15 protein-coding genes are annotated in these 19,693 nt (G+C 69.9%); 11 read left to right on the top strand and 4 right to left on the bottom strand.

Going from position 1 to position 19,693, the window contains the following annotated elements:
- Positions 1–26 precede the first annotated feature (26 nt).
- Genes ACQP2E_RS36780 through ACQP2E_RS36765 form a run of 4 tightly spaced genes read left to right on the top strand, consistent with a single transcriptional unit; the run spans position 27 to position 3,627 of the window.
- Entirely contained in the window at positions 27–413 is a 387-nt protein-coding gene (locus tag ACQP2E_RS36780) for a PPOX class F420-dependent oxidoreductase (RefSeq protein ID WP_433827550.1), read from the top strand.
- Positions 414–432: 19 nt separating this feature from the next.
- Positions 433–1,584 (top strand): hypothetical protein, encoded by a 1,152-nt coding sequence (locus ACQP2E_RS36775; RefSeq protein ID WP_433827549.1) that lies wholly within the window; start codon positions 433–435, stop codon positions 1,582–1,584.
- Positions 1,585–1,635: 51 nt separating this feature from the next.
- Positions 1,636–2,466, top strand: a complete 831-nt coding sequence (locus tag ACQP2E_RS36770; RefSeq protein ID WP_433834222.1) for a hypothetical protein — start codon at positions 1,636–1,638, stop codon at positions 2,464–2,466.
- Positions 2,467–2,484: 18 nt separating this feature from the next.
- A complete protein-coding gene (locus tag ACQP2E_RS36765; RefSeq protein ID WP_433827548.1) occupies positions 2,485–3,627 on the top strand; it encodes a PQQ-binding-like beta-propeller repeat protein in 1,143 nt (380 codons plus the stop codon).
- Positions 3,628–3,638: 11 nt separating this feature from the next.
- Here ACQP2E_RS36765 and ACQP2E_RS36760 read toward each other — a convergent pair whose 3' ends face one another.
- The gene (locus ACQP2E_RS36760; RefSeq protein ID WP_433827547.1) at positions 3,639–4,844 is read right to left on the bottom strand and encodes an ROK family protein; all 1,206 of its coding nucleotides are present in this window, start codon (positions 4,842–4,844) and stop codon (positions 3,639–3,641) included.
- Between the two features lie 44 nt (positions 4,845–4,888).
- Here ACQP2E_RS36760 and ACQP2E_RS36755 point away from each other — a divergent pair, with 44 nt between their 5' ends.
- Positions 4,889–6,106 (top strand): MFS transporter, encoded by a 1,218-nt coding sequence (locus tag ACQP2E_RS36755; RefSeq protein ID WP_433827546.1) that lies wholly within the window; start codon positions 4,889–4,891, stop codon positions 6,104–6,106.
- A gap of 724 nt (positions 6,107–6,830) precedes the next feature.
- Here ACQP2E_RS36755 and hisC read toward each other — a convergent pair.
- Together hisC and ACQP2E_RS36745 are read right to left on the bottom strand one after the other, a co-directional pair.
- Positions 6,831–7,910 carry a histidinol-phosphate transaminase gene (gene hisC / locus ACQP2E_RS36750; protein ID WP_433827545.1) on the bottom strand — a complete coding sequence of 360 codons (1,080 nt, stop codon included), beginning with the start codon at positions 7,908–7,910 and terminating at the stop codon, positions 6,831–6,833.
- A complete protein-coding gene (locus tag ACQP2E_RS36745; protein ID WP_433827544.1) occupies positions 7,907–8,941 on the bottom strand; it encodes an RDD family protein in 1,035 nt (344 codons plus the stop codon). The genes hisC and ACQP2E_RS36745 overlap by 4 nt, the downstream gene beginning before the upstream one ends.
- 169 nt (positions 8,942–9,110) lie before the next feature.
- Between ACQP2E_RS36745 and ACQP2E_RS36740 the strand changes: the two genes are divergently transcribed.
- The 3 genes from ACQP2E_RS36740 to ACQP2E_RS36730 all read left to right on the top strand — a co-directional run bounded on the left by ACQP2E_RS36740 (position 9,111) and on the right by ACQP2E_RS36730 (position 12,727).
- The gene (locus tag ACQP2E_RS36740; protein ID WP_433827543.1) at positions 9,111–9,599 is read left to right on the top strand and encodes an Lrp/AsnC family transcriptional regulator; all 489 of its coding nucleotides are present in this window, start codon (positions 9,111–9,113) and stop codon (positions 9,597–9,599) included.
- Between the two features lie 62 nt (positions 9,600–9,661).
- Positions 9,662–10,954: a PQQ-binding-like beta-propeller repeat protein gene (locus tag ACQP2E_RS36735; protein WP_433827542.1), complete on the top strand. Its 1,293-nt coding sequence runs from the start codon at positions 9,662–9,664 to the stop codon at positions 10,952–10,954.
- Positions 10,955–11,059: 105 nt separating this feature from the next.
- Positions 11,060–12,727 (top strand): fumarate hydratase, encoded by a 1,668-nt coding sequence (locus tag ACQP2E_RS36730; RefSeq protein ID WP_433827541.1) that lies wholly within the window; start codon positions 11,060–11,062, stop codon positions 12,725–12,727.
- A gap of 34 nt (positions 12,728–12,761) precedes the next feature.
- Here the strand turns inward: ACQP2E_RS36730 and ACQP2E_RS36725 are convergent, their stop codons facing one another.
- Positions 12,762–13,277: a hypothetical protein gene (locus ACQP2E_RS36725; protein WP_433827540.1), complete on the bottom strand. Its 516-nt coding sequence runs from the start codon at positions 13,275–13,277 to the stop codon at positions 12,762–12,764.
- Between the two features lie 380 nt (positions 13,278–13,657).
- On the opposite strand from ACQP2E_RS36725, the gene ACQP2E_RS36720 reads away from it, so the two are divergent.
- The 3 genes from ACQP2E_RS36720 to ACQP2E_RS36710 all read left to right on the top strand — a co-directional run bounded on the left by ACQP2E_RS36720 (position 13,658) and on the right by ACQP2E_RS36710 (position 19,626).
- Positions 13,658–16,501, top strand: a complete 2,844-nt coding sequence (locus ACQP2E_RS36720) for an AfsR/SARP family transcriptional regulator (RefSeq protein ID WP_433827539.1) — start codon at positions 13,658–13,660, stop codon at positions 16,499–16,501.
- 38 nt (positions 16,502–16,539) lie between these two features.
- Positions 16,540–17,895 (top strand): class II fumarate hydratase, encoded by a 1,356-nt coding sequence (locus ACQP2E_RS36715; protein WP_433834220.1) that lies wholly within the window; start codon positions 16,540–16,542, stop codon positions 17,893–17,895.
- A gap of 78 nt (positions 17,896–17,973) precedes the next feature.
- Entirely contained in the window at positions 17,974–19,626 is a 1,653-nt protein-coding gene (locus tag ACQP2E_RS36710; RefSeq protein WP_433827538.1) for a S8 family serine peptidase, read from the top strand.
- Positions 19,627–19,693 lie beyond the last annotated feature (67 nt).

Genomic DNA, 19,693 nt, shown 5'->3' with positions numbered 1-19,693 from the left:
GCGGGTCATCGGGCATGATCACTGGCATGACCGCTGTGCTGCCGGAAGCTGCCCGGGCGCTGATCGACAATCCCACTTATGTGGTGCTTACTACGATCAATGCGGACGGCTCGCCTCAGTCGACGCCTATCTGGGTGAAGCGCGACGGTGAGGACATCGTCTTCTCGACCGTGCGGGGACGGCAGAAGACCCGAAACATGGAACGGGATTCGCGGGTCTCGATCTGCGGGTACGACCCGGCGCAGCCGTACTCCTACTTCACCGTCGACGGCACGGTCAGCCTTGTCGACGACGAGGGTGACCTGATCAGCGAGTTGAGCTACAAGTACGCGAACGAGCCGTGGACCGCTGACGGCGCGGACGTGGTGCGTGTGGTGTGCCGGCTCACCCCGACTCACGTGATCTTCAGGTAGACCGCCTACGCTCGGCAGCGTGTCCGCCCCCATGGAGCCCGAGACCACGCCTGAAGAGCACCGGCAGAGGGCGTTCCTCCTCGCCGACCTCGGCCGTTACGACGAAGCCGCCGAGGAGATCGCGGCCGGTTTGAGCAGCGCGCCTCAGGAGGCCAAGCTGCTCACCACGCTCGCGACCATTCACCTTGCCGCGGAGCAGCCGGACCAGGCTCTGGCCGCCGCCGACCGGGCCGCGTCGGCTACGCCTCCGTCACTCGGTTCGCTCGTGGTGCGGGCGATGGCGCTCACCGACAGCAGGCGGTTCGGTGACGCCGCCCGGATCGCCGAGGCGATTCTGCGAGATCACCCCACCGATCCGTACGCTCAACGCACCGGCGCAGCCCTGCTCAGCGAGGCACGCAACGGGCAGGAGGCGCTGAACGCCGCGTGGAACGGTGTCCGGGTCGCTCCCTCGGAGGGCGAGGCGCACCTGGTCCTGGCCGTCGTGGCGGCGCGTCTGCGGCTCTTCGATCTGGCGCAGAGGGCGTACGCGGAAGCGCTGGAACTGGACTCGACGATCGGTGATGCCGCCAGCGAGGTGGGCATCGTCCGGTTCGAGCGCCGCCGATGGGCCCGCGCTCTCGAGGACCTGGCCGAAGAGGCGTCCCTAGGGGTGCCACCGGAAACTCCAGAGGCTTCGGCAACTCCAGAACCGTGGGAAACCCCGGAACCGTGGGAAAACCCCGAAGAACCGAAAAAGCCGGAAAAATCCGTCGATCCGTTCCCCGTCTCGCGCCCGTCACGCCAGGTCCTCGACGTCTCCCAGGAATCCGCTGACGCGGTACGCGAAACCGTCCAGTACGCCTCCGGCGGCACCCTCGTGGTCTCCGTGCTGACCGCCGCGATGACCCTGGTCAGCGCCGGGATCTCGCGAGTCTGGGCCGGCATGATCGGCGTGCTGGTGTTCGGTGCCGTGGTGATCTGGTTCAGCAGCCGGCTGCCGGAACCGGGCGGGGTGGTGCTGCGACGGCTGCGGTCGAGCAACCGCAGGCTCGCCGTGGCGGTCTATCTGAGTTTCGGGGCGCCGCTGTTCCTGCTCGTCTATGCCGGCGTCGGTGGGGTCGCCACCCTGGTGACCGGCATGATCCTCGCCGCGGTCGCCGAGGTGCTGGTGGTGACCAGCCGAAAGTAAGGCTGGAGACAATTCCCGGCGTCCATTAGGTTCGATTTTGTGTCGACGATGGTGCCTCCGCTGTATGCAGGGCTCGTCGATGACGCGTCCCTTCTTCCGCCCAGCCCGATCGGCCTCGCGGACGCGGTGTCGAAATACGACGAGCACACCGGTTCGTGGTACTCGGACCTGATCGGCTCGCTGCTGGTGCCCGCTTCGGCTGTCGGCGCCGGTCCGGTGCCGAAGGTCCGCGCCGGTCTGATCGGTGACGTGCCCGCCGCCAACCTGCCGATGACCGTGGAAAAGCTGCGCGCCGCCGGCATGGTGATCGAGCACGTCGAGGCGCCGGTGGCCCGTCGAGGTGAGGACCCGCAGCCAGGGCTGGCCGGGTTGCGCGAGTTCGCGGCCCGCCAGGGCGACCTCCAGCTGTACGCCGAGATCCCGCTCAGCTGGGGTCTCCTCTCCGCGCTGGACACGGTCGCCGAAGCGCGCGCCGAGGGGCTGACGATCGCGCCGAAATTCCGGGTCGGCGGGCTCGCCGCCGAACTCTTCCCGACCCCGGTGGAGCTGGCCGCGGTGATCTGCGCCTGCCGTGACCGGGAATTGCCGTTCAAGCTGGCGGCCGGGCAGCGGCACGCCACCCGGCACACCGATCCGGAGACCGGTTTCACCCATCACGGATTCCTCAACGTGCTGATCGCGACGGTGGCTGCCGCGGAGGGCGGTGAGGTGGCGGAGGTCGCCGAGGCGCTCGCCGCGACACACCCGGTTCCGCTCGTCGAGCCGGCCCGGGTGCATCGGGCCGTTACCCGGCCGCTGTTCGTCGGATTCGGCGCCGCAAACGTGGTGGAGCCACTCACCGAGCTGGTCCGGCTGGGCCTGATAAACGGTGGTTACGAGTGACCATGGGATGATCCCCTGGTGACCCGGGTGCTGCTACGAACTCTGGCGGCCGCGGTCCTGCTGGTCGCGTCCGTCCTGATCGGCTGGCGGGTGCTCGGCCCGGCCGAGGTCCTCGCGAGCGCGTCCTCGCCTTATCCCCCTCTGACGATCCGAGCGCCGGGTGTCACCGGCCGGACCAATGTGGCCCCGCTGGTTGTCGACGGCCGGCTGCGGGTCTACGCGGCGAAGCATCAGGTGCGGGCCGACGGTCCGGTCGACGGCCGGACCGTTTACACCGCCCGGTGGTCGCTGCGCCGCTGGCCCGAGCAGCTCAGCGCGGTGACGGCGAGTGGGACCACGGTCGTCACCCGCTGGTCGGACGGCGAACTCGTGGCGGTCGACGCGCGTACCGGTGAGATCGCCTGGCGGACTACGTCCACGGTGCCGGCGCCGGGTTACGCCGGTCACCGCACCGGGGCGGCGACGGTCTGGGACGCGCAGGCTCTGCGGATCGCCGCCGGCACCGTCGTGGTCACCGAGGATCAAGAGCTGCTTGGGTACGCCGTGAGCACGGGCGAAGTCAGCTGGCGGTTGCCCCGGCCTGCCGGGTGTGCGGAAACGTTCACGACGTCGAGTGCGGTGTTCGCGTGTTCCGTCGCCTATGACGCGGCGACGGGCAAGCCGGTGACCGGGTTGCCGGCCGGGCCGTGGACACCCGTGGGGTGTGAGCCGGACGGTTCCGCATGCGCCGGACTCCGTGACGCTACCGGGCAGGGTTGGATCGCCGGGAAGCGGGCGCCGGCGCTCGACGACCCGGAGGCGACGGTCGCGGCAGGGGTCGTGGTCAGCTCGGCCGGTTCGGTGGTGACCGGCCGCTCGCCCGCGGGCGCGGTGCTCTGGACATGGAACGGCTCGGCGCGGGTACTGGGCGGCTCGGACGCGACAGTGCTGCTGCTGACGCCGGAGAACACGCTGGTCGGAGTGGACGCCGGGACCGGTGTGGAGGCGCTGCGGTTCCCGCTGGCCTTCGGGACCGAGAGCACCGAGTGGAAGCCGGGCCTCTATCGGATCGCCGGCGGTTATCTGGCGATGGAACGGCTGAACGTCGACGCCCCGGAAAACGACCCGGAGTCCCCGATCTACTACCTGACGCTCGACACGGTGATCATCGCGGCTCTGTAGAGGCGGTCGGGCTAGGTCAGATGGGGTAGCAGGGCTGCCCAGGCCTCTTCGGCTGCGCCTGCGATCGGGCCCTCGTCGTCGCCCAGGGTGGCGGGCAGGACCGGGGGTGGGGACGCTCGGTGGATCAGCATCAGGCCGTCTCGGTAGGCGGCGTCGATCGCGTCCGGCACCGCCGCCAGCAGGTCTACGCCCAGGCCACCGAGGGTGACCAGGTCGACGTCGAGGCCGTTGACCAGGCCCGCTATGCCCCGGCCTAGAGCCGCGCCGACCTCTCGGACCGCTGCCAGCTCGGCGGAGGCCGGCTCCGCCTGCCCGCCTGCCGGATCGGTGGCCTGCCCGCCTGCTGGATCGGTGGCCTGCTCGGCTGCCGGGCCGGCGGCATGCCCGGCCGCTGCTGCGATCACTCGGCGGGCGTAGGTGACCGGGTCTCGGGGTGGGTGCTCGTTCAGGAGGCGGGCCAGGGCGGTGCCGTCCACGGCTGTGCCCCAGCAGCCCGGGGCGCCGCAGGGGCAGCGGACCGACGGGTCGCCGAAGGGCATGTGGCCGAACTCGCCGGCCGCTCCCAGTGCGCCGATCGTCGGGCGGCCGCCTTCGACCACCGCGCCGCCGAGGCCGGCTTCGATGCGCAGGTGCAGGGCTACGGCGGCGCCCGCCGCGGCGCCTCGGCGGGATTCGGCGGTGGCGGCCAGGGTGGCGTCGTTGCCGGCTACGAAGACGTCGGCCGTGGGCCAGAGGGCGGTCAGGTCGACGTCGTGCCAGCCTGCCGTCGAGGCGTCCAGGCGTAGTGACCGGGAGACAGTGCCCGGCACCGAGACGCCTACGGCGCGGGGGCGGTCGCCGAACCCGGAAATGGCCTCGGCGATCGCGGCCGTGACGGTCGCGCGGACCTCGTTCCAGCCGGTCGAGGCGTGACGGCCTGATCGGGAGGCGGCGGTGGCGCCGCCCAGCTCGACCACGTCGACCCGCCAGGCCTCGTGGGTGATCGCCACGGCCAGCACGACCGGGCCTTCCGGGTGGGGCAGCAGCACGGTGGTCGGGCGGCCTCGGCTGCCGCTCGGTGCGGCCGGCGCCTGGACCAGCAGTGACGCCCGGCTGAGCTTGGTGACCAGCTCGGTGGCCGCGCCGGTGCCGACGCCGAGGAGGCGGGCCGCGTCGGCGCGGGTGACACCGGGCGTGTGATGCACCACACGGAGAAGCTCGGTGGAGCGGGTCGTCACGTCAACTCCTTTTTTTGCTCTGCATCAGAGCTTATTCTGTGGCGGTGAAGCTCAACCGCCCGGCGCTTGTCGTCCTCGGCACTTCGACGTTCTGCTATGTGACAGCAGAAACCCTTCCTGTCGGCCTGTTACCGCAGATCTCGGCCGGCCTCGACGTCACCGAGGCCCAGGTCGGGCTGCTGCTCACCAGTTACGCCGTGGTGGCCGCGCTGAGCACCATCCCGCTCACCGCCCTCACCATGCGGGTTCCCCGGCACACGTTGCTGGCGGTCACCGTAGCGGTCTTCGTCGTCTCCCAGGCGGCCGCGGCGCTCGCGCCCACCTTTACGGTGCTGGTTCTCTCCAGACTTGTCTGCGCGCTGGCGCACGGGGTGTTCTGGTCGGTGATCGGGCCGATCACCGCGCGGCTCGCGCCACCCGGGCAGGTCGGGCGGGCCACGTCACTGGTCTTCATCGGCAACTCGCTCGCCATCGTCCTGGGTGTGCCGCTCGGCACCGCGCTCGGTCAGTGGCTCGGCTGGCGGCTGTCGATCGGTGTGATCGCGGCAGCCGGTGCGATCTGCTTCGTCGCGTTGATCTTCCTGCTGCCGGAGATGCCGGTGCTGCCGCGGGACCGGGCCGCCCGGCTCAAGGACCAGATGCGCGACGCCGTGCTGATCCTGCGCAACAGGCGGGTCTTCGGGCTCTGCGCGGTCACCCTGGTGGTGGTTGTCGGGCACTTCGCGGCGTACACCTACATCGCGCCGCTGGTCCGCCGGGACGCCGGGCTCGACGGCGCGGCGCTCAGCGTGCTGCTTCTCGGGTACGGCGCGGTCGGGCTGGTCGCCAACTTCGTGGTCGGGCGGTTCGTGGACCGGCGGCCCGGGCCGATCCTGCTCGGGCTCACGGTGACCGTCGCCGCGTCGGTGATCCTGCTGGCGCCGGTGCTCGGCCCGGTCGGGACGGTGCTGGCCGTGCTGGTCTGGGGTGGCTCGTTCAACGCCATCCCGGTCCTGCTCGGCTCGGCGTCGCTGCGGGTGGCGCCGGCCAGCCGGGACGCGGCCTCGGCTGTTTACGTGGTGGCGTTCCAGATCGGCATCGGCAGCGGGGCGTTCATCGGCGAGCGGATGGTCGGGGCCGGTCACCTCGGTGTGCTGCCGATTGTCACGGCGGTCTTCGCGGTGGCCGCATCCGTGCTGGTAGTGACGTTCCGGCAGACCTTCCCGGCCCGGATCAGCGCCGAGGAACACGACGAGGCACAGGCGGCCGCACTCCAACACTGACCCGGCGACCCGGCGACCCGGCGACCCGGCGGCCCGGCGACCCGGCGGCCCGGCGGCCCGGCGGCCCGGCGGCCCGGCGACCAGGCGACCCGGCGGCCCGGCGGCCCGGCGGCCCGGCGGCCCGGTGGCCCGGCGGGTGCTCGCGGCTGCGATGTCGGCCCATGCCTGGGTGCCGACTTCAGGGTTCGATCCGCACCTGAACTCGACACGCACGAGTGGGCGCCCTGTTCCGTGTGGAGTTTGGGTTTGCTCCGCACCTCAAGTCGACACGCAGGCCGTGAATTGGCTGCTCGTGTCGACTTTAGGTGTGATTCGCGCCCTGAATCGACACGCTTCGGTGCTTCGTTCGCGTGGTGGCGGCCGGTTGTCAGTGTCGCGGGTCTTGGCGGAGGCGAGCCGTAGCCGGGAGAGGTCATCACGGCCGATGACCTCTCTGGGCTACGGCTCGCCTGCCGGAGGATGGGCCGGCTCGCCTGCTGGAGGGGCGGTCGGCTCGCCTGCTGGAGGGGCGGTCGGCTCGCTTGCTGGAGGGGCGGTTGGCTTGGCGGCTGGGCTGTGGTGGGTGGTAGGCCCGTGCGGTTTGCGAGCTGCGGTGATTTGTCTTTGTTGCTCTGGGTGTCGGGGCCGGCGGCGGGTCGCGCCGGGGCATGGACGTCAGGACCGGGGGCTGACGGCGCGGGCCCGGCTGCGCTTGGCGCAGCCGGGGACGCGTATCAAAGAAGATTTAAGCGAGAGCGGCTTCGGCGGCGGCGAGGAACTGGTCGTTCTCGTCGGGGGTGCCGACGGTGACGCGGACGCCGTCCGGGTGGAAGCCGCGGACGATGACGCCGCGGTTTTCGCAGGCGGCGGTGAAGGCGGCGGTGCGGGCGCCGAGCGGGAGCCAGACGAAGTTGGCCTGGCTGGCCGGGACCTCGATGGAGAGTTTGCGCAACGCTTCGGTGAGGCGGTCGCGTTCGGCGACCACCAGGGAGCAGCGGCGGCGGACCTCGTCCTCCTGAGCGAGCGCGGCGAGTGCGGCGGCCTGGGCAACAGTGCTGGTGGAGAACGGGGTGACCACCTTGCGGATGGTCGCGGCGACCTCGGGCTGGGCGACCAGGTAACCCATCCGGAGGCCGGCCAGGCCCCAGGCCTTGCTCATGGTCCGCAGCACGACCACGTTGGGGCGGTCGCCGTAGGTCTGCAGTGCGTCCGGGACGTCCGGGTCGGTGACGAACTCGCGGTACGCCTCGTCGAGCACGACCAGCACGTCGGAGGGCACGCCGGCGAGGAAGCGGTCGATCTCGGCCTTGCGCAGCGAGGTGCCGGTCGGGTTGTTCGGGTTGCAGACGAAGATCATCCGGGTCTGGTCAGTGATCGCCTCGGCCATCGCGGCCAGGTCGTGGCCGTGCGCTGCCGTGTTCGGAACCCGGACGCTTGTCGCGCCGCCGCCGGCCGCGATGATCGGGTACGCCTCGAACGACCGCCACGAGTAGACGATCTCGTCCCCTGGCAGACAGGTGGTCTTCGCCAGGATCTCGGCGAGCGCGACCGAGCCGCAGCCGGTGACGATCCGGTCCGGGCTCACGCCGAACCGCTCGCCGATCACCTCACGCAGCTTCACCACGCCCATGTCGGGGTAGCGGTGCACCGACGCCATGGCCTCGCCGGCGGCTTCCACGACGCCGGGCAGCGGGCCGTACGGCACCTCGTTGCTGGCCAGCTTGATTGCCTCGCTGATGCCGAGTTCGCGGGCGAGATCGGCGACGTTGCGGCCGGGCACGTAGTTCGGCAGCGCGTCCAGATCGGCGCGGGTCAGCCGGGTCATTGGGGTCCTCCGGGAGATTTGCTGCCCGGCGCGGCCGGGGCGATCGGGTGTACGCCGTGCGGAACGGCGACGACGACGGTGGCCGCTGCCTTGTCATGCCAGGCCTGACGCAGGCGCGAGTCGAAGACCGGCGACAGCGCGGCGAAGAACTGGATCACCAGGCCGATCCCGCACCACCAGAACAGCGTCCACATGCCGAGACGGGCCCAGCGGGTGAAGGCGCGCCCGAAACCGAGCGGGTTGGTGCTTTCGACCGGCACCACCTTGAGGCCCATCAGCCGTTTGCCGATGGTCTGGCCGCGACTGGCGATCGACGGAGCCTCGTAGACCAGCCAGAGCAGGGTCGCGACCAGCACGATGGCGATCGAGAGCGTCTGCATGCGTGCGGTCGGCTCGCCGACCGTGGCGGTGGCGCTGTTCGCCTCCACCTGGGTCATGTAGTCCCGCATGATCGGGGCGAAGTCCTGCCAGTACTGGTAGATGAACCAGCCGTTGACCACGACGTTGAGCAGCAGCACAACCGCGATGTCGATGAGGCGGGCGGTGAGCCGGCGGCCCAGGCCGGCCAGGGGGAAGCCGTGCGGCATCGCCTGCGGCATGGGGTAGAGGTAAGCGTGCGGGGGCTGGCCGGCCCAGGTGGGCTGGGGGTATTGCTGGGGAGGGTATTGCTGCGGGTTTTGCTGCCAGCCCGGCGGCGGGCCTTGTTGCCAGCCCGGCGGCGGCGGGCCTTGTTGCCAGCCCGGCGGCGGCGGGCCTTGTTGCCAGCCCGGCGGCGGCGGGCCTTGCTGCCAGCCCGGCGGGGGGCCGTAAGGGGCTGGTGGCTGCGCTTGCGGCTGGGCCGGGGGTTGCGGCGCCGGGGTGATCGGGGCGGGGGAGACCTGTGCCGCCGGCTCCTCCTCGACCGCGGGTGGCCCGTCCGGCGGGACCTCGTCGGCCGGGATGGCCTGGCCCAGCCAGCCGTCACCGTCCCAGTAGCGCTGGGTGCTGGTGTCGGCCGGGTCCTTGTACCAACCCGCGGGAAGCGAACTCATGGGCAAACCTTTACACGACAGCCTGACCGTTCCCTGCGGCCCGGTCTTTGATCTCAGTGTCCCAGAGCGCCGCGTTGTCCTGCGGTCACAGTGGCGCACCGTCCAAGGCTGGACAAGAGTTTGGATCCGTGCTGGTCAACCTGTGCAATCCGTACGGTAGCTTCGCCGGATGGGTGAGCAGACTGTTCAGCTCGACGGCCTCGACGCGCGGCTGATCGCACTGCTGGGTGCGGAGCCGCGGATCGGCGTCCTGGAGCTTTCCCGGCGGCTCGCGGTGGCGCGCGGCACGGTTCAGGCGCGTCTCGACAAGCTGATCGCGCGCGGCGCGATCAAAGGCTTCGGCCCGGAGGTGGTCCCGGCCGCGATCGGGTTCGGCGTCACGAGCTTCGTGACCTTGGAGATCAGGCAACGGTACGGGCATGACGCCGTCGCCGGGCACCTGGCCGACATTCCCGAAGTCCTCGAAGCGCACACGATCACCGGCAGCGGCGACATCCTGTGCCGGATCGTGGCCCGGGCGAACGCCGATCTCCAGCGGGTGATCGACCAGATCGTCGGGTACGAGGGGATCGTCCGGGCGCACACGATCATCGCGCTGGCGGAGCTGATTCCGTACCGGACTGCGCCACTGGTCCAATCGGCTTATAACCCGAAATAGGGCGTCGACACGGGCATTTCGTGCTCTCGGGCTGAGCCGATCTAGGTCATTACCCTGCTCCAATGGCCTCGGGCGGGGGTTCCTGGAAGGGATACACGGTGCTCACCACTGCGGTGGTCGTCACCGTGCTCGCCACGACGGGCGTGTGGAACCCGTTCCCGCAGATGTGGTCCTGGGTCAACACCAGCGGCCCGGTGGCGCCCGGCACCCGCTGGCAGCAGACGCTCGGCGGCACACCGCAGAGCGTGGCGATCGTCGGCGACGCGGTGGTTGTCGAGTACCGGACGTCGGTCGAGGCGTACGGGCTGACCGCGGCCGTCCCGCTCTGGAAGTCGGACGCCGACTGGGCCTCGATCGCGGGCAAGGGTGACGACGCCGTGGTGGTCACCGGCCGGCTGCTCACCAAGGGCTATCAGGTGCTCGACCCGCGGACCGGGGCGGTACGCCGATCGGACGCCGAGGCCGGCGCCGTCTGGACGTACCAGGACGCGATCGTCGACCTGAGCTGCTCCGCAGGCAACGACTGCCGGCTGACCGCCTGGGATCCGAAGGCCGGGAGCCAGCTCTGGAGCGTGGACACCGGTGGCATCGGGTTCGTGCTGGACGCCGCCAACCCCGACCTGCCGGACACCCGGCGGCTGGTCTCGGACGACGTGGACGACGACGTCGCCGGGCCGCCCGCGCTGCCCGGACTGCTCGGCCTGCCGCACGACGGGCAGATCCGGGTGATCGACACCGCGAACGGCAAGCTCGTGCAGACCCTGCGGGCGGCCCGGGACCAGAAGGTCGTGGTGGTCGGCGGCCGGGTGCTCACGGTGAACGGAACCCCTGCCGACGGCACCTGTTACTACGAGGTGGTGGCGACCGATCCGCCCGGCAACGCTGTGGTGTGGCGGCGGGACGGGCTCAATCTGCGTACCGCGGACAACGGGTCGGCCTGCGAGCAGGAGAAGGACCCGGCCGGCGGGTACAACGTGGTGCTCGGCGTCGACCCGTACGGCCGTGAGGTGCTGATCAACGGGAACGACGGGCGCAACCTCTGGTACGGCGACAAGGACTCCGACGTGGTCGCGGTGAACGACACCTACGCGGTCATCCGCAAGGACGACACTCTGCGTGGGTACTCGTTCAGCAAGGGCAAGACGGTGTGGACGCAGACCGGGCGGAACAAGGCCGGCGCGGCGCTCACCCCGTACGCCGCGATCGTCGTCTCCAAGAACCGGGTCACCGCGTTGGCACCGGCCAGCGGGGTGATCCGTGCCGATGTGCGTACCGATGCGAAGGTCTTCGCGGTCGGTCCGGAGGGTTTGATCGCGGTCTCCGGCCGGGACATGGCCTACCTGCCGTTCTCCTGATTCGTCTCGGTTTCGTCTCCGGGCGGGCGAAGGATCGTCTCCGGTCGGGCGAAGGATCGGGGAGGGTTCGCGCGGGGTGGGTCCGCTGCCCTAGGCTTGCCGCTCATGAGCAGAGGCGCCGCTTTCACCTACTCGCCGCTCTTGCCGACCGGCGAGGATCTGACGGAGTACCGTCTGGTCACCGACGAGGGCGTGGATGTCGTCGAGGGACCGGGTGGCCGGCGATTCCTGACCGTCGAGCCGTCGGCGCTCACCGCGCTCACCGCCGAGGCGATGCACGACATCGCGCATTACCTGCGTCCGGCGCACCTCACCCAGCTGCGCATGATCATCGACGACCCGAAAGCGTCGCCGAACGACCGGTTCGTCGCGATGGACCTGCTGCGCAACGCGAACATCGCGGCCGGCGGGGTGCTGCCGATGTGCCAGGACACCGGCACCGCGATCGTGATGGGCAAGCGCGGCCGGCACGTGCTGACCGACGGGACCGACGAGGCGGCGATCGCACTCGGTGTGTACCAGGCGTACACCCGGCTGAACCTGCGGTACTCGCAGCTCGCGCCGCTGACCATGTGGGACGAGCGGAACACCGGGACGAACCTGCCGGCGCAGATCGAGCTCTACGCCGAGGACCCGGGCGGCCACCCCGACGCCTACAAGTTCCTCTTCATGGCCAAGGGCGGCGGCTCGGCCAACAAGTCGTACCTGTACCAGGAGACGAAAGCGCTGCTCAACCCGCAGCGGATGATGCAGTTCCTGGACGAGAAACTGCGGCTGATCGGCACGTCGGCCTGCCCGCCGTACCACCTGGCCGTGGTGGTCGGCGGCACCAGCGGCGAGCATGCGTTGAAGACCGCGAAGCTGGCCTCCGCGAAGTACCTGGACAACCTGCCCACGTCCGGCACGATGCTGGCGCACGGCTTCCGCGACCTCGAACTGGAGGCCGCGGTGCTGGAGCTGACCCGCGACTTCGGCATCGGCGCCCAGTTCGGCGGACGGTACTTCTGCCACGACGTCCGGGTGATCCGGCTGCCCCGGCACGGCGCGTCCTGCCCGGTTGCGATAGCGGTCTCCTGCTCGGCCGACCGGCAGGCGGTCGCGAAGATCACCCCGTCCGGTGTCTGGCTGGAGCGGCTGGAGACCGACCCGGCCCGGTACCTGCCCGAGGCCGACCTCGGCGAGGAGCAGCCCGCCGTCCAGATCGACCTCAACCGGCCGATGTCGGAGATCCGCACCGAGCTGAGCAAGTACCCGGTGAAGACCAGGCTTTCGCTGACGGGTCCGCTGGTTGTCGCCCGGGACATCGCGCACGCGAAGATCGCCGAGCGGCTGGACGCCGGTGAGCCGATGCCGCAGTACATGCGTGACCACGCGGTTTATTACGCCGGCCCGGCGAAGACCCCCGAGGGGTACGCGTCCGGGTCGTTCGGTCCGACCACGGCCGGCCGGATGGACTCGTACGTGGAGAAGTTCCAGGCGTCCGGCGGCTCGATGGTGATGCTCGCCAAGGGCAACCGGTCGCAGCAGGTCACCGACGCGTGCAAGACGTACGGCGGGTTCTACCTCGGCTCGATCGGTGGACCGGCGGCCCGGCTCGCTCAGGACTGCATCCGGCACGTCGAGGTGCTGGAGTTCCCGGAGCTCGGCATGGAAGCGGTCTGGAAGATCGAGGTCGAGGACTTCCCGGCCTTCATCGTGGTCGACGACAAGGGCGAGGACTTCTTCGCCGAGGTGACAAAGCCCAAGCCGGTGCTGACCATCGGCAAGCGCTGAGGAGAAGGGCCCCCGCGGGGGCCCTTCGAACAGCTCAGCGGCAGTAACCCGCGACCGGGCTCAGCCACTCGGCCAGCTGGGCCTTCAGTGTCTTGTCCAGGTCCTTGGTGGTCTTGATCTTTTCGATGTAGTTGCGGTCCTTCGCGCTTTTCTCGATCTTGGTGGCCGACGTGTCGCCGGCCTCCTTGAGCTCGGGGTTCTCCGCGCTTGCCGTTTCCTTGCGGATCTGGGTGCCGACCGATTTCAGCTCGGCGGCGGCTGATTTCTCGGCCTTCTCCGCCTCGTCGGTCTGCTTCGCCTCCTTGTGGGCGATCATCTTGCCGAGTTCGGTGCCGAAGTCGCCGAGTGCGGCGCTGAACACCTCGTCGAGGCGGCCGCAGACCTTCTCGGTGTTCGCCGAGTAGTCCGGTTTCGGCACGGTGGTGGCCGGTGTGGCCGAAGCGGTGACGGCGGCCGGCGCCGCGATCTCGCTGGTGTTCGCATCGCTCTCACAGGCGGCGCCGGTCAGCATCACGCCACCGGCGAGCGCGGCCAGGATGGCGCGTCGCATCAGGGGGATCCTCTTCGTCTCGGGTCGGGGACCCAGCCGACGGTACGTTCCGTTCGCTATCGCGTCCAACCGAGAGTGATCATCAAGATACGAACAGCCCGTCCGTGGGATACCCACGGACGGGCCGCACACCCCCGTTGGATGCCAGGACCGTCCCGCCGCGTGAGGGGCGCCCAGGCGGCGGGACGGCGCTGAGGGCAGCCTGCCCGGGGCCGCTCTCGTTTCGCTGTCGATCCGCTCCTGCCTGCTCGGATAGGCTTCCGTCACGGCACGGGGGGCGGGTGAAGGCGTTGCGCTACGGAATCTTGGGGCCACTCTCCGTCACCCTCGGTGAGCAAAAGGTAGCAATTACCGCAGGGCGTGACCGCGTAGTGCTTGCGATGCTGCTGCTGCGACCCGGCCGGATCGTCGGGGTGGGTGACCTCACCGAGGCGGTCTGGGGCGCCGACCCGCCGGCCACCGCGCGCGGCCAGCTGCAGACCTGCGTCTCACGGCTGCGCCGGGTGCTGCCGGCCGGCGTCATCCTCAGCGACCCGGCGGGGTACGGAATCCGGCCCGGCGAGGACGAGCTGGATGCCACGGTCTTCCTGCGTCTGGTCGAGCAGGCGAGAGCCGCTGCGGATCCGGTGGCCGCGCGGTCGGCGTACAAGAAAGCTCTTGATCTTTGGAAGGGTGACGCCTGCGCGGAGATCGACGCGCCGGCGGTCCGCGCGGCGGCTGCCTCCCTCGACGAGCGCCGCGCGATGGCGGTGGAGGACTGGGCCGGTCTGGAGCTGGCCGCCGGGCAGGCCCGGGAGCTGCTCGGTGAGCTGGCCGGATGGGTCGAGCGCTTCCCGCTGCGTGAGCGGCTGCGCGGGCAGCTGATGACCGCGTTGGATCAGGCCGGGCGCAAAGCCGACGCGCTCGCCGAGTTCCGCCGGACGCGCGAGGTTCTCCGCGAGGAGCTGGGCATCGAGCCCGGCCATGAGCTGCAGGAACTGCACCGGATCATGCTGGCCGGCGCCGCACAGGCGGTTCGTTGTCTGCCCCGCACCGTCGGTGACTTCACCGGCCGGACAGCGCTTGTCGACCGCCTTCTCGCGCAGATCCACCCGGACGACTCGGCCGTGCTGGTCATCGACGGGATGGCCGGCAGCGGCAAGACCACCCTGGCCCTGCACCTCGCGGCCCGGGCCGGCGATCGGTACCCGGACGCGCACCTCTACGTCGACCTGCGCGGTTACAGCGAGCAACCTCCGGTCGAGCCGGCCGCCGCGCTGATCGTGCTGCTACGCCAGCTCGGTCTTGCGCCCGCCGACATCCCGCTCGAACCGGTGGACCGGATCGGCCTGTGGCGCACCGAGATGGCCCGCCGCAAGGTGCTTGTCGTCCTGGACAACGCAGCCTCGAGCGCGCAGATCGCGGACCTGCTCCCGGCCGCGCCGGGCAGCCTCACCCTGATCACCGCGCGCCGCCGGCTCTCCGGTCTGGACGGTGTCCGGATCGAGTCGCTGCCGCTCCTCTCACCGGACGAGTCGGTCGCGCTCCTGCAACGCATTGCCGGCGATCGGGTACGCGCGGAGCCACAGGCCGCGGCCGAAGTGGTCCGCCGATGCGGTGGCCTGCCCCTGGCGGTACGCCTGGCCGGCGCCCGTCTCGTGCACCGGCCACGCTGGCGGGTGGCGGACCTGCTGCACCGGATGGGTGAGGCGGCGCTGCCGGAGCTGGCCGCCGAGGAACGGACCGTGGCCGGTGCGTTCACGCTGACCTATCGCCAGCTGCCGGAGCTGCCGCAGCGGGTGTTCCGCCTGCTCGGGGTCTATCCAGGAGCGACCTTCGACGGGCTCGCGGTGGCCGCGCTGGCCGGGATCGCGGCGGACGAGGCCGCGGACGTGCTCGACGATCTCGTCGACGTGCACCTGGTCGACGAGCCGGAGCCGGGCCTGTTCCGGATGCACGATCTGCTGCGGCAGTACGCCGGGGCGCTCGCGGCCGAGCTACCGGCGGAGGAGCGTATGGCCGCCCTGACCGCGGTGCTGGACCAGCAGGTGCACGTTGCGGTGGCGGCGACGACACCGGGATTCCGCGGCACCCTCCTCGCTGATCTTGGAGAACTGCGCCCGCTGCGTCCGCTGCGCCCCGATCTGCTTGCCGAGGTCACCGACCCGAGTGCCCGGTTGGAGCGGGAGCGGCCGCAGCTGACCGCTTTCGTGGAGAAGGCCGCTGAGGCGGGCCTGCTGGACTACGTCTGGATGATCCCCCGGTCCTCGTTCCGGCCGCTGTTCGTGCGTGGGTACATGGACGACATCCGAGACCTGCACCTGCTGGCGATGTCCAAGATCGAGAAGTCCGGGAACCATCACGCGATCGGTCTCACGGCGAACTACCTCGCTGCGGCGTACGGCCGGGCCGGCGAGAGCGAGAAAGCCGAGCGTTACCTCCTGCTCACCATCCGCTCCCAGGAGGAGATCGGCCAGCGGAGCTCCCGGGCGTACACCAACCTCGCGATGATCTATCTGGCTCAGGGCCGGATGGCGGCGAGTCTCGAGATGATATTCACCGGGCGCCGGATCGCGATTCTCGACCGGAAGAGCCGGAACTTCGAGTTCGGGTCCCTCGGCACCACCTCGGAGATCTTCGCCCGGCTCGATCGGTACGACGAAGCGGTGCGTTACGCCCGCCTGCGGCTGCTGCTGGCGCTGGACTCGGGCGAGAAGTCGATGGCCATGGCCGCGGTGCTGGGCCTGGGCCGGTTCCGTTATCTGGCCGGAGCGATCTCGCCGGCACGCGCCCGGGGTTACATCGACACCGTTGCGGCGATGGCGGGGCGGATCGGGTTCCGGTCGTTACTCGCCGACGCGCACAACGACCGGGCCCGGTTGTTGCGCGACGAGGGCCGCTACGCCGAAGCGAGCGTCGAGCACGAGCGGGCGGTGGTCGGCGCGACCGAGTTGAAGGATCTGCACCACCAAGCGGAATTCCGTTACCAGCATGCGGTCACGCTCCGGCTTTCCGGGGACATCCCGGCTGCTCAGGCGACGTTCGAGCACTCGCTGCGGATCGCAACGGCCGCTCGTCTGTCGTACGTGATCGCTCGGGCTCAAGAGGGACTTGCCGACTGCCTGGACCACCGCGATCCGGAAGCTGTCAGGCTCCGGGCGAGTGCGTGTGATCTTTTCGACCGAATGGGGATCACCACGATCGACGGGCGTCTCGTGAACGGGAGAGAGAGGATGAAACCGTGACGACTGACGAGAGTGGCTTCCGAATCGAACGCGACACCATGGGCGAGGTCAAGGTTCCGGCGGACGCGCTGTGGCGGGCGCAGACGCAGCGAGCCGTGGAGAACTTCCCGATCTCCGGGCGTGGGCTGGAACCGGCGCACATCCGGGCGCTGGCCCGGATCAAGGGTGCCGCGGCGCAGGCCAACGCGAGCCTCGGCGTGCTGGAGAAAGACCTCGCCGACGCGATCGCGGCGGCCGCGGCGCACGTTGCCGCTGGTGGTTACGACGACCAGTTCCCGGTCGACGTCTTCCAGACCGGCTCGGGCACCTCGTCGAACATGAACGCCAACGAGGTGATCGCGACGCTCGCATCGCGTGACCTGGGCAGCGCGGTACACCCGAACGACCACGTCAACGCCTCGCAGTCCAGCAACGACGTCTTCCCGTCCTCGATCCATCTGGCGGCGACCGAGGCGGTCAGCGCCGATCTGATCCCTTCTCTGCAGCATCTGGCAGACACGCTCCGGGCGAAGGCCGAAGGCTGGAAGACCGTGGTCAAGAGCGGCCGCACCCACCTCATGGACGCCACGCCGGTCACCCTCGGCCAGGAATTCAACGGGTACGCGCAACAGGTCGCCAACGGCGTCGAGCGGCTTACCGCCACCCTGCCGAGGCTCGGTGAGCTGCCGCTCGGCGGCACCGCCGTCGGCACCGGGGTGAACACGCCGCCCGGTTTCGCGCCCACGGTGATCCAGCTGCTCCGCGAGGAGACCGGCCTTCCGCTGACCGAGGCGCGCGACCACTTCGAGGCGCAGGGCGCCCGGGACGCGCTTGTCGAGGCGTCCGGACAGCTGCGCGTGGTTGCCGTCGGGCTCTACAAGATCGCCAACGACATCCGCTGGATGGGCTCCGGCCCCCGGGCCGGCCTGCGTGAGCTGCGCCTGCCCGACCTGCAGCCGGGCTCGTCGATCATGCCGGGCAAGGTGAACCCGGTGGTGCCCGAAGCGGTACGCCAGGTCTGCGCGCAGGTGATCGGAAACGACGCGACGGTCGCCTTCTCCGGCACCCAGGGCGACTTCGAGCTCAACGTGATGCTGCCGGTGATGGCCCGCAACCTGCTCGAATCGATCCGCCTGCTGGCCGCCGTGTCCCGCCAGTTCGCCGACCGCTGCATCGCGGGCCTGGAGGCGAATGTGGAGGTGGCCCGGGCGTACGCGGAAGGCTCGCCCTCGATCGTCACCCCGCTCAATCGGTACCTCGGTTACGACGAGGCCGCCGCGATCGCGAAACAGGCGCTCGCCACCGAGCGGACCATCCGCGAGGTCGTGATCGAACGCGGTCACGTGACATCGGGGAAGCTCACTGAGCAGCAGCTCGACGAGGCACTTGATGTTCTTCGTATGACCCGTCCGTAAATTGACTCACGTTCATCTTGTGTTGAGCGATGTTTCTCGATCTGATTCCTCCTAGTCAAAACACTAGGAGCGAATTCCATGAGAAGACGCGTCATCACGGGGGCGGTCGTTACAGCGACCGGTCTGGCTTTCTTGACCGTCGTACCTGGTTCGGCCGTCGCCGAGCCAGGTAACGCGGTCGATTACACCGTCGTGGCCGCCGACGGCGCCTCGGCCGCGGAGGCCACTGCCGCCATCAAGGCCGCTGGCGGCACGATCGTGACCGGCAACGACTCGGTCGGCGTCTACCGGGTCACGTCGACGGACACGAAATTCACTGCGAAAGCCATCAAGTCGGGTGCGCTGATCGGCGCTTCCGAGCGCAAGGCCATCGGCAAGGCACCGAACGGTCTGGAGAAGGTCGAGAAGACCGGGCACTCCGCAAAGGGCACTTCCTCCACAGGCCCGAAGCTCGACCCGCTGGACGAGAAGCTCTGGGGTCTCAAGCAGATCCGCGCCGACAAGGCCCGCAAGATCGAGTCCGGCGAGCGGGGCGTGACCGTCGGCATCCTGGACACCGGTCTGGACGCGTCCAACCCGGACCTGGCGCCGCACTTCAGCTCCAAGCTCTCCGGCAACTTCGCGCCGGACATGGTCGACATCGACGGTCCCTGTGAGGTCGCGAGCTGCCTCGACCCGGTCGGCACCGACGACGGCGGGCACGGCACCCACGTGGCCGGCACGGTGGGCGCCGCGGCGAACGGCGTCGGCCTCTCCGGCGTCGCTCCGGACGTCACGCTGGTCGAGCTCAAGGCCGGCCAGGACTCCGGCTACTTCTTCCTCGACCCGGTGGTCAACGGCCTCACCCACGCCGCTGACGTCGGCATCGACGTGGTCAACATGTCGTTCTACGTCGACCCGTGGCTCTACAACTGCACGTCCAACCCGGCGGACAGCGCCGAGGACCAGGCGGAGCAGCGGGCCATCATCGCCGCCATGAAGCGGGCGCTCAACTACGCGCACCGCAAGGGTGTCACCCTGGTCGGCGCGCTCGGCAACAACCACGAGGACCTCGGCAAGCCGCGGACCGACATCTCCAGCCCGGACTACGGCGCCGACCCGTACGAGCGTCCGATCGACAACAGCTCCTGCTGGGACCTGCCGGTCGAGGGCCCGCACGTCATCGGCGTCTCGTCGGTGGGCCCGTCGGGCAAGAAGGCCGACTTCAGCAACTACGGCCTGGAGCAGATCTCGGTCGCCGCGCCGGGTGGTTACGCCCGTGACGGCTTCGGCACCCCGACCTACAACACCCCGGGCAACCGGATCCTCTCGACGTACCCGCTCAAGGTGCTGATCGAGGAGGAGCTGGTGGACGCGGCCGGCAACATCCTGCCCGCCGGTGAGGGCCTGGTCTTCAAGGACTGCACGACGGCCGGCAAGTGCGGGTACTACACGTACCTGCAGGGCACCTCGATGGCGTCGCCGCACGCCGCCGGTGTCGCCGCGCTGATCGTCAGCCGTTACGGCAAGACCGACTGGCGTCGTGGTGGCATCACCCTCGACCCGAACGTGGTCGAGAAGCAGCTCTACAAGTCGGCGGCCGAGCAGGCCTGCCCGACCCCGCGTCTGGTGAGCTACGCGAACGAGGGCCGTCCGGCCGAGTTCGACGCGCTCTGCGAGGGCAGCAAGCAGTTCAACGGGTTCTACGGATACGGCATCGTCGACGCCTACGCGGCGGTCGGCGGACGCTGATCCGCACTGTTGATCTTTGGAAGGCCGCCCCGCTGAGGTGGGGCGGCCTTCTGCTATTTAGTGCCGG

The organism is Actinoplanes sp. CA-015351 (genome assembly GCF_050955685.1).
Classification (GTDB): Bacteria; Actinomycetota; Actinomycetes; order Mycobacteriales; family Micromonosporaceae; genus Actinoplanes.
The sequence above is the reverse complement of the archived record's forward strand: the minus strand, read 5'-3'. Positions and strand labels throughout refer to the sequence as shown.

Coding starts and splice junctions, on each gene's coding strand:
- ACQP2E_RS36780 (WP_433827550.1), top strand. CDS start 27: ATGACCGCTGTGCTGCCGGAAGCTGCCCGGGCGCTGATCGACAATCCC.
- hisC (WP_433827545.1), bottom strand. CDS start 7,910: ATGACCCGGCTGACCCGCGCCGATCTGGACGCGCTGCCGAACTACGTG.
- ACQP2E_RS36745 (WP_433827544.1), bottom strand. CDS start 8,941: ATGAGTTCGCTTCCCGCGGGTTGGTACAAGGACCCGGCCGACACCAGC.
- ACQP2E_RS36740 (WP_433827543.1), top strand. CDS start 9,111: ATGGGTGAGCAGACTGTTCAGCTCGACGGCCTCGACGCGCGGCTGATC.
- ACQP2E_RS36735 (WP_433827542.1), top strand. CDS start 9,662: ATGGCCTCGGGCGGGGGTTCCTGGAAGGGATACACGGTGCTCACCACT.
- ACQP2E_RS36730 (WP_433827541.1), top strand. CDS start 11,060: ATGAGCAGAGGCGCCGCTTTCACCTACTCGCCGCTCTTGCCGACCGGC.
- ACQP2E_RS36725 (WP_433827540.1), bottom strand. CDS start 13,277: ATGCGACGCGCCATCCTGGCCGCGCTCGCCGGTGGCGTGATGCTGACC.
- ACQP2E_RS36720 (WP_433827539.1), top strand. CDS start 13,658: ATGCTGCTGCTGCGACCCGGCCGGATCGTCGGGGTGGGTGACCTCACC.
- ACQP2E_RS36715 (WP_433834220.1), top strand. CDS start 16,540: ATGGGCGAGGTCAAGGTTCCGGCGGACGCGCTGTGGCGGGCGCAGACG.
- ACQP2E_RS36710 (WP_433827538.1), top strand. CDS start 17,974: ATGAGAAGACGCGTCATCACGGGGGCGGTCGTTACAGCGACCGGTCTG.